This is a genomic window from Streptomyces sp. P5F9 (assembly GCF_057961495.1).
This window is the reverse complement of record NZ_JBXVPZ010000758.1, coordinates 1-2,766: the sequence shown is the minus strand read 5'-3', so window position 1 is coordinate 2,766 and position 2,766 is coordinate 1. Positions and strand designations below refer to the sequence as shown.

The window sequence follows — 2,766 nt, the reverse complement described above, 5'->3', positions numbered from 1 at the left end:
AGGCCTCGTTGCTGCGCTTCCGCGCCCAGCAACTGCACCGCGCCGCCCGCTCCGCGTCGCCGATCGCGATCTTCGAGTCGAGGACGACGTCGCAGTGGTCCTTCAGGTATGTCCCGGAGACGTGCCGTGACGTCGTCTCCGAGGCGTACGCCACCGACGTCACGCCGATGACCCGGACGCCGAGGGAGCGGGCCTTCATGGCCATCTCCACGGGGAGCGCGTTGCGCCCGGACAGCGAGATGATCACCAGGGCGTCTCCGGAGCGCAGCGGTGACGTCTCCAGGACGACGCTGGCGAGGCCGTCGACGCGCTCCAGGGCGGAGCCCAGCGTGGCCGGCATGACGTCGACGCCGACGACTCCGGGGACGGTGAGCAGGTTCATCAGGGCGAGCCCGCCCGCGCGGTAGACGACGTCCTGAGCCGCGAGGGAGGAGTGTCCGGCACCGAAGGCGAAGAGGCGCCCGCCGTCGGCGACGGTGTCCGCGAGGAGCGTGCCGGCCGCCCGGACGGGCTCGGCCTCTTCGTCGCGGACCCGCTGGAGGAGGGTGATCGCGGCGTCGAAGAACTGGCCGGCCGGCGTACGGTCGCTCATGCGGAAGCCCCTTCGGTACGGTTGCCATGCGGCTGTGTCGCGGATCACCGTGCGGTCTGGACCAGTGCGCTGTCAATACGGCGGGCAAGGCCGGGGAACCCGGGTGGCGGGCCGCCGCGCAGGGGTCCACAGGTGGTCGTAACCGGCTGGTTTCAGCGGCGCGGCACGGTTGTCAGTGGTATGCGTCAGAATTGAGTCCAGGGCCAGCGCACGCGCCGCGGAGCCGTCGAGCTTCGGGCAGAGGTAATCGAGGGGCACGTATGTCCGGACTGATCGACACCACGGAGATGTATCTCCGCACCATCCTTGAGCTTGAGGAGGAAGGTGTGGTCCCCATGCGCGCCCGCATCGCCGAGCGGCTCGACCAGAGCGGGCCCACGGTGAGCCAGACGGTGGCGCGCATGGAGCGCGACGGCCTGGTGGCCGTGGCCAGCGACCGCCATCTGGAGCTGACCGACGAGGGCCGTCGGCTCGCCACACGCGTGATGCGCAAGCACCGGCTCGCCGAGTGTCTGCTCGTCGACGTGATCGGCCTGGAGTGGGAGCAGGTGCACGCCGAGGCCTGCCGCTGGGAGCACGTGATGAGCGAGGCCGTGGAGCGCCGCGTCCTTGAGCTGCTGCGCCACCCCACGGAGTCGCCGTACGGCAATCCGATCCCCGGGCTCGAAGAGCTGGGCGAGAAGGACGGGGCCGACCCGTTCCTGGACGAGGGCATGGTGTCGCTGGCCGACCTCGACCCGGGTGTGGACGGCAAGACCGTCGTCGTACGGCGGATCGGCGAGCCCATCCAGACGGACGCGCAGCTGATGTACACGCTGCGCCGCGCGGGCGTGCAGCCCGGCTCGGTGGTGAGTGTGACGGAGTCGGCGGGCGGGGTGCTGGTGGGCAGCGGCGGCGAGGCGGCCGAGCTGGAGTCGGAGATCGCCTCGCACGTGTTCGTGGCCAAGCGCTGACCACGCCCTTTGCCCGGCGGGGCCGTCAACTCGTCGGGCTGGAGAGGTAGTTGTGGCGTTCCGCCGGTCGCGGAGATTCCAAGATTCAGTGCGCTGAATCGCAGCGCGGGGACGCTTCGCGTGCCAGGCTGTCGCGTGAGGCATATGACCGTGAGGGGGCGGGAGGATGTGCCGCAGACGTGGAGAAGGCCCCGGCGCCGTGCGGCGCCGGGGCCTGTCCTCCCCTGTGCTGACCCGGAGCCCCGAGCTCTCAAGGTCATCCCCTTCGGACCGGTTTCCCCGAGCGGTCCGCCTCCCGGTGAAGATCTCCCCTCGACGGCGGCGATCATTCCTTGAGCCGGGTCACTCGAACGAGGGGTGTTGCGGCCGGGGACCGCATTTTCGAATCTGTATTCGATAACCTGTGGGTGATGAAACGCGCGGGGCGTGACCTGTAGGAAGAGACGAGCAAGAGAAGAGACAGCAGCAAGAACGAACGGCACAAGCGGCAGAGCGTGGCTAGGGGGGTGCCAGGACCGATGGCGCGGCGCATCGACGTGACCGGAGCAGGCGGCGTACGCCTGGCCGCATGGGAGTTCGCGGACCCTCCCAAGTCGGGGGAGATCGAGCGGGCACCCGGAGTTCTGTTACTGCACGGCCTGATGGGCCGCGCCTCGCACTGGGCGTCCACCGCCCGCTGGCTCTCCGAACGGCACCGCGCTGTCGCCCTCGACCAGCGCGGCCACGGCCAGAGCGACAAGCCGCCCCGGGCGGCCTTCACCCGCGAGGCCTACGTCGAGGACGCGGAGGCCGCGCTGGAGCAGTTGCGGCTCGCTCCGGTCGTCCTCATCGGCCACGCGATGGGCGCGCTCACCGCGTGGCAGCTCGCGGCGAAACGGCCCGATCTGGTGCGGGGGTTGATCATCTGCGACATGCGGGCGTCCGCGCTGGGCGCGGCCTCGCAGCGGGAGTGGGCCGACTGGTTCGAGTCCTGGCCCGTTCCCTTCGCCACGCTCGCGGATGTCCGTAAGTGGTTCGGCGAGGACGACCCGTGGGTGGAGCGGCCGAATCCCTCTCGGGGGGAGTTCTACGCCGAGGTCATGCACGAGTCCGCCGACGGGTGGCGGCCGGTGTTCGAGCCCGAGCAGATGCTGAAGTCGCGGGAGACGTGGGTGTACGACGCGCACTGGGAGGAACTGGCTCAGGTGCAGTGTCCTTCTCTTGTGGTGCGGGGGCTTGACG

General features: G+C 70.1%; 3 protein-coding genes. 2 read left to right on the top strand and 1 reads right to left on the bottom strand.

The window, feature by feature from the left end; genetic code table 11:
* The coding region (locus tag AC31A1_RS49635; protein ID WP_489659633.1) for a sugar isomerase domain-containing protein at positions 1-592 on the bottom strand (592 nt) is incomplete at its 3' end.
* A 260-nt stretch (positions 593-852) separates the two neighbouring features.
* On the opposite strand from AC31A1_RS49635, the gene AC31A1_RS49630 reads away from it, so the two are divergent.
* Entirely contained in the window at positions 853-1,545 is a 693-nt protein-coding gene (locus tag AC31A1_RS49630) for an iron-dependent transcriptional repressor DtxR (protein WP_019057324.1), read from the top strand.
* A 518-nt stretch (positions 1,546-2,063) separates the two neighbouring features.
* Positions 2,064-2,766, top strand: a 703-nt coding sequence (locus tag AC31A1_RS49625; protein WP_489659632.1) for an alpha/beta fold hydrolase, incomplete at its 3' end; no start/stop codon positions are given.

What these genes read in the sequence shown, in the direction of transcription:
- AC31A1_RS49630 (WP_019057324.1), top strand. Translation starts at nt 853, where the DNA reads ATGTCCGGACTGATCGACACCACGGAGATGTATCTCCGCACCATCCTT.